The following is a 4642-nucleotide window of genomic DNA, read 5'->3' as shown; positions in this document are numbered from 1 at the left end:
AAGAGTTACCAGGAACGAAAAACCGATATTAAAGACCTACGCCAAAGATGGGAAGATTTATGCAACAGCCATTTAGAAAAGCACCAAATTGATAGCCGTATTGATATGCGAAGCTACAAAGAGCAAGGCATAGAGAAAGAACCCGAAAAGAAACTATTACCAAGCCAAGCTAAAGACCCTGAAATCAGGGAAGCCTTGCAACAGTCACGTACAGCCTATAAAGAGCTTGAGCGACTAGACTTAGGTGACCCTAAAAACGACCTGAAAGACCTCAAAAACAGCCCAATTTCAGACAAAGAAATTAAACAGGGCATTGAGAGCTTTAAGGCTGATTTTGACAGCTTTAAACAGCTTGCTTTGGAACAGTACAAACAACAGCAGAAATTAGAAAGAGAGCAACAGAAAACAATGAAGTTTAGAGGGATGAGCCGATGACACCTGATGAAAAAAAGCTATATGCACTGATGGCAGTTGCAGAACAACAGCAGAACCTAGTCAATCAGGCCGTTAAAGAGCTTCAAATCACGAAAGAACACATTCAAAGCACTATTGCTGGGCAAACCCACCACACTATATCAAAAGCGGTAAATGAGGGCTTACAGGACGGTACAGCAGAACTTATTAAGACCGCTAAAGCGCTTGGACGCTTGAAAAACTCGATTGAATCAGCCAGTGATCAATTTTCATGGAAGTTAATCACCACTTTCTTAGGTGTTTTTTCAGTTTTCATACTGACTATGACATGGTTATTTGCATCTTATATTAAGCCTTTAGAGAATATTCCAAAGATCGAGAGTTTAAAGCAGCAAGGTATTCAGTTTGATATTCAAAGTTGTGCCGTTGGAGAAGAGTCCAAGCCTTGCGTCCGAGTGATGAAAGAGCAGTGTGGCTATGGGAAGCATGGGGATTTATGCGTTATTGACCCCAAATAGCTGAATCTGAAAATGAAGGATCTAAGCACTCATTTATAATTTTTATTATGTTTAAAATTAGTGGAAGTTAAGGAAATTATTATGTTAAAGAAATCAAGTTTAGAAAGAACAGAGTTTAAGGAAGAAGAACTTGCGCCCATTAAAAAGCTTGATTTGAATGATTTGAAAGTTCCTATGCCTAAAAACCTTGACCAGTTACTGATTTGGACATCCGAACTTGCTCAATATAATTATGCTCAATTCCTTGACCAAGCCGAACAGCTAAAACTTGTTAATGAAGACAACCTGGAAGAACAGGCGGAAATCAGTCAGAAGCTTAGGTTCTATAGAGGGAATGCACTTATAGAAAACCAAATTAAAGATTTCTATTTGAAAAAGTTACTTGATCAAGGGGAGGCAACAGTCAAAGGTTATATTAAAAGTCCGACCAAGAAAAATACGAGATATGCTGTAATTTCTTATCATGACTATGATTTTGTAAGCTTTGCTACTCCAGAAATTCTTAATAAATTTCCAGCCGATCTCATCAATTTCGTGCAAAAGGAAACACCTAAGACATTAGCGGAAATATACCCTGAAGAAGCCGTGTTCTTATCAGCTATCAAAAAATTTATAAAACCTTTTAAGGAGCAGTATAAAAAATTGGCTGATAAAAACAGAGAAATTAAAGAGCACAATACAGTTGCTCATGAAATTTATATAAAAATTAAAAATAAAGAAGCAACTCTGCAAAAGCCAACAGAGTCAAAGCCTAAACAATCTAGTCCAAAGACTACTGAAAATAGTGCTGTCCCAGTAGAGATGAAGCAGGTAGCCATTCAGAAAAATACGGCTCCACAAGAAAAGCCAATTACTGTGATTAAGAAGCGAAAATTTGCTTTAAACAAGGATAAGTAACTTGTAATTTAAAATTATAAACAAAAACCCCTCTAAGTCTTGCAAGTTAGAGGGGTTTTCAAGTAAATTCAGCGGTACGCAGTTATTTGATGCTAGAACATCAAGTAACGAAGATCAGCAGAGTTGACGCTCGTACTGATTTCACCAAAAGGCTTGTACCTGAACTCTATTTTCACAATAAACAGTGTTTATATCAAGCCTCAAAATGATAAGTCTTCGTTAATTCGTGTTTTAAATCGTCAAATAAGTATCCTAGATCGAGCTTTGCCCGCTTCTGCGTGTCCGTTTTACGGTCGGCATGCAGTACGTGTGGTAGGAATAAGTGTCACTGGCGTATTGTAGCTATAGTCGAAAGGCTAAACCGCTTACAGGGGAACTTCACATAGGCGGAGCGTTGGGAGTAGTTACATAGGACTTGTTAAGTTGCATGTTGGGGAAACCCTCGCAGAGATACAGGCAATGTAACGACAGGGAGCGCGTGGAGCGAAGTGCAAGACTTTGAGTCCTTGTCTGCATAGTTTGCAAAACTATGTGCGGATACGACCGATATACGTGGCTCCGAAGCCAAATATATACAGGTAAATCGGCAATACTTAGGGGATATGTCATTTTTTCAAATGGCTGCCCTTAGGGTGAGTATTGCCGAAACTCTCTCAACCGTTTCCAAAGCCAAAGCACGAAGTGCGACGCTTTGGAGGCGAGTTGAGAAGTTGAGAGCACTTGCTTTTAGCTTTTATTGTGTTTAGTAGTCGAGGTAGTTGTTTTTACTTTTCTGCTTAGGCTATTCAGTTGAATGTTAAGAGAAGTCGTAACGCTAAGCCTATTAACACGATACCCATAAAAATTTCGAATAATCCTTTTTTCTTTAAGAATACATTTCTAATATTTTTAGTAGTAAATAAATACGCTACTAAAATAAACCATCCAGCATTTACCATGCACATCCAAATTCCATATAAAAATTGAACTTGCATAGGGGTATTTTGATTTACAACTGTTGTAAAAATTCCTAAGAAGAAAATTGTTGCTTTTGGATTTGTAGCATTTGTTATAAATCCTTTTAAGAATGCTGATTTTTTTGAAGTTAAGTCATTATTATTAATTGTTATTTCTGAATCATTTACGTTAGATTTCTCTTTTTTAAGATTACCTTTAATTAAGTTAATTCCTAGATATATTAGATATAAGGCAGATATTATTTTAACTGTATTAAATACAATAGCATTTGTTTGAATCAGTAATCCAAACCCTAAAATTGTATAAATTACATGGACTGAAATTCCTGCTCCTATACCTAAGGCTGTTATTGCTCCTATTTTTCTACCGTAAGAAATACTTTGTTGAACAACTACAGCGAAGTCTGGTCCCGGTGCTACAACTGCTAAAAAATGAATAATTGCTAAAAGTAGGAACTCATTAAAATAAATCATTGAAGTCTTTTGTCATATGAATTGAACGCAATCATAAATTAATATGGTAAACATCAACTAAACTTTAAGATTTTTTATTTTCATTACTTCTTTTATTTAACATTTCTTGTCCTAAATCTTTCCAAATTTGCCACTTCATATCATTTGGATCAATTTCAGCAGTTTTTATAAGTACTCCAAGCAATTCAGCAGGATCACGCTGATCTAGCTTAGCAATCTCAAAAAGTGCGCCTAATTGGATAAGGTGGCGTGTACGAGCTTTACGTTCAGCTTCCTTTTCTGCATTCAATAATTTTCTAACAGCAACTTTTTGCTTATTTGCTCGATCTATGGCTTTTTCAGCTTTGATCAAGGCATTAATTTTTTTCTCTTGGTCAGATGTTCTGTACTGAATTTTGGCTAATTCAAGTAAAAGTTTTTGTGCATCACTAGGGTTCTTTAAAGCAGAAATATAGGTGATTTTTTCAGACAGCCAATCATTATTCATATTCAATTCCATTAATTCAGATACCGCAAAAGTACAGGCTTAATTCTCAAAGAACGATAACAAAATAATTACGTCAAATGTACGCAATTTTGTTAAAGTCGTTCTAGAGATTGTTGCCTGCACTTCCATCAAAAATTTGATGGCGCGCTTAGACGTTTCTCAATTTCATTGAGAAACCTAAGCACGTTAGGGACTTCATCCCTAAAACCCTGAAACTTCTTTTTTTCATTCAATTTTCAATTGAATGAAAAAAAGAAGTACCAACCCTAGGAGCAACAAAATGCAACTAAAACAGGTATGGGGAAAGATCAAAGATATTACTTTTGGTGTGATCGCAGCACCGCTAATCATCATCATTATGATGTGGGCTTCGATACTTGATCAAAGAGCGTTTAAGAAAGAGCGCAACCGAAAAAAGGAACAGGATAAAACCTAATGGCGATTGCTCGTTTAAGTGTCAAAGTTGGTAAAGCAGGTAAAGCAGCACCGCATGCCGAATATATTGATCGGGATGAAGAAAAGAAGCTGAAACAGGAACAGGCAGAAACCGATCTTGAACATAGTGCTTATGGAAACATGCCGAAATGGGCTGAACATAATCCGATTACTTTTTGGCAGGCAGCCGACCTTTACGAGCGTAAAAATGGCAGTACCTATCGAGAATATGAAATTGCCCTGCCTAGAGAGATGAATGCCGAGCAACGCCTAGAACTGGTTGAGGACTTCATTCAGTCTGAGATCGGCTCAAAATATCCGTATCAATTTGCGATTCATAACCCTAAAGCAATGGACGGCAAGGATCAGCCTCATGTTCACCTCATGTTTAATGAACGTTTGCAAGATGGAATTGAACGAGATCCGGAGCAGTATTTCAAACGCTATAACAGCAAAAACCC

7 protein-coding genes are annotated in these 4642 nt (G+C 37.0%); 5 read left to right on the top strand and 2 right to left on the bottom strand.

Features of this window, described 5'->3' with window-relative positions; translation table 11 throughout:
* The 3 genes from F893_RS16630 to F893_RS16620 form a co-directional block, all read left to right on the top strand.
* A partial coding sequence (locus F893_RS16630; RefSeq protein ID WP_005253932.1) for a MobA/MobL family protein occupies positions 1 to 435 on the top strand: 435 nt, incomplete at its 5' end.
* A complete protein-coding gene (locus F893_RS16625) occupies positions 432 to 932 on the top strand; it encodes a hypothetical protein (RefSeq protein ID WP_005253924.1) in 501 nt (166 codons plus the stop codon). The genes F893_RS16630 and F893_RS16625, both read left to right, overlap by 4 nt.
* Before the next feature lie 81 nt (positions 933 to 1013).
* Positions 1014 to 1829: a hypothetical protein gene (locus tag F893_RS16620; protein WP_005253922.1), complete on the top strand. Its 816-nt coding sequence runs from the start codon at positions 1014 to 1016 to the stop codon at positions 1827 to 1829.
* A 785-nt stretch (positions 1830 to 2614) separates the two neighbouring features.
* Here the strand turns inward: F893_RS16620 and F893_RS16615 are convergent.
* Both F893_RS16615 and F893_RS16610 read right to left on the bottom strand, forming a co-directional pair.
* Positions 2615 to 3259 (bottom strand): LysE family translocator, encoded by a 645-nt coding sequence (locus F893_RS16615; protein ID WP_005253921.1) that lies wholly within the window; start codon positions 3257 to 3259, stop codon positions 2615 to 2617.
* Between the two features lie 64 nt (positions 3260 to 3323).
* On the bottom strand, positions 3324 to 3746 hold the full coding sequence (locus F893_RS16610) for a conjugal transfer protein TraD (protein ID WP_005253919.1): 423 nt from the start codon (positions 3744 to 3746) through the stop codon (positions 3324 to 3326).
* A 280-nt stretch (positions 3747 to 4026) separates the two neighbouring features.
* On the opposite strand from F893_RS16610, the gene F893_RS18165 reads away from it, so the two are divergent.
* Both F893_RS18165 and F893_RS16605 read left to right on the top strand, forming a co-directional pair.
* Positions 4027 to 4182 (top strand): hypothetical protein, encoded by a 156-nt coding sequence (locus F893_RS18165; RefSeq protein WP_005253909.1) that lies wholly within the window; start codon positions 4027 to 4029, stop codon positions 4180 to 4182.
* Positions 4182 to 4642 (top strand): MobA/MobL family protein (locus F893_RS16605; RefSeq protein ID WP_005253908.1); only part of this gene is annotated, 461 nt, incomplete at its 3' end. The genes F893_RS18165 and F893_RS16605, both read left to right, overlap by 1 nt.

Source organism: Acinetobacter sp. CIP 102136, from assembly GCF_000369685.1.
GTDB lineage: Bacteria > Pseudomonadota > Gammaproteobacteria > Pseudomonadales > Moraxellaceae > Acinetobacter > Acinetobacter fasciculus.
The sequence above is the reverse complement of the archived record's forward strand: the minus strand, read 5'-3'. Positions and strand labels throughout refer to the sequence as shown.